3 rRNA genes are annotated in these 1,599 nt (G+C 40.2%); all 3 read left to right on the plus strand.

From position 1 onward, the window contains the following. A 23S ribosomal RNA gene (locus tag RH82_RS00030) occupies nt 1-401 on the plus strand; the annotation flags it as partial. 126 nt (nt 402-527) lie between these two features. Next, nucleotides 528-635 (plus strand): 5S ribosomal RNA (rrf, locus tag RH82_RS00035). Nucleotides 636-1,100: 465 nt separating this feature from the next. Beyond that, nucleotides 1,101-1,599, plus strand: a 16S ribosomal RNA gene (locus tag RH82_RS00040); the annotation flags it as partial.

Raw genomic sequence — 1,599 nt, forward strand, 5'->3', positions numbered from 1 at the left:
CGGGGGTTTGGCACCTCGATGTCGGCTCGTCACATCCTGGGGCTGGAGAAGGTCCCAAGGGTTGGGCTGTTCGCCCATTAAAGTGGCACGCGAGCTGGGTTCAGAACGTCGTGAGACAGTTCGGTCTCTATCTACAGTGGGCGTTAGAAATTTGAGTGGATCTGACTCTAGTACGAGAGGACCGAGTTGGACTAACCTCTGGTGTATCTGTTGTTCCGCCAGGAGCATTGCAGAGTAGCTACGTTGGGAAGGGATAAGCGCTGAAAGCATATAAGCGCGAAACCCACCACAAGATGAGATTTCTTTAAAGGGTCGTGGGAGATTACCACGTTGATAGGTCATAGGTGTAAAGGCAGTAATGTCATAGCCGAGTGATACTAATAACCCATAGGCTTATTGTACGCCTGTTTTTTTATAAAGTACAACAGATATTATTCTATTTTCATGTAATTGACACCTAGTGTCCTTTTTTCAATATGTTATTTTATACGGTTAAGTATATTAAAATATACACACACCGAAAGATTTAAGGTGATTATAGCGATAGGGCTCACCTCTTACCATTCCGAACAGAGAAGTTAAGCCTATTTGCGCCGATGGTACTACACTTGTGGGAGAGTAGGTCGTCGCCTTTTTTAGAGAATCCTAAACATTAATTTGTTTAGGATTTTTTTTGTTATAAACTTTTGTAAATATGGTCTTGTGAGAGCATTGTTAAGTATGGTCTAGTTTTTTTTTTAATATTAATTTTTATTTAAAATAGGTTTTGGGATAACAAAAAAGGTTGTATGTTTGCAATCCGAAAAAATAGCAATATTTTTTCATAACGTTCTAAGTAAAAATATTGATTAGAGAGCTTCGAAAAAAATAATTTAAAATTATTTCAAAAAGCATTGTGGTGTTAAAAATAAGTTTTATATTTGCACCCGCTAAGAGATAAATATCTTAGAAAAAAAGAATAAAAGTTCATAAACATATTGAATTGACAGCGTAAGATTATTACTGGAAACGGTAAGAATCAAACAAGAGAATAAACCATTTAGAGTACTTGAAAATTTCTTTGGTTGTTAAGCAAATTAGTCGAAAGACTTTAAAATTTAACGATGAAGAGTTTGATCCTGGCTCAGGATGAACGCTAGCGGCAGGCTTAACACATGCAAGTCGAGGGGTAACAGGGAGCTTGCTCCGCTGACGACCGGCGCACGGGTGCGTAACGCGTATAGAATCTACCTTGTACTAAGGGATAGCCTTTGGAAACGAAGATTAATACCTTATAGTATTATTGATTGGCATCAATTAATAATTAAAGATTACGGTACAAGATGACTATGCGTTCTATTAGCTAGATGGTGTGGTAACGGCACACCATGGCAACGATAGATAAGGGCCCTGAGAGGGGGATCCCCACCACTGGTACTGAGACACGGACCAGACTCCTACGGGAGGCAGCAGTGAGGAATATTGGACAATGGAGGCAACTCTGATCCAGCCATGCCGCGTGCAGGAAGACGGCCCTATGGGTTGTAAACTGCTTTTATACAGGAAGAAACACTCTCTCGAGTAGAGAGCTTGACGGTACTGTAAGAATAAGGACCGGCT

The sequence above is a fragment of the Lacinutrix jangbogonensis genome (assembly GCF_000797445.1).
In the GTDB taxonomy this organism is placed as follows: Bacteria; Bacteroidota; Bacteroidia; order Flavobacteriales; family Flavobacteriaceae; genus Lacinutrix; species Lacinutrix jangbogonensis.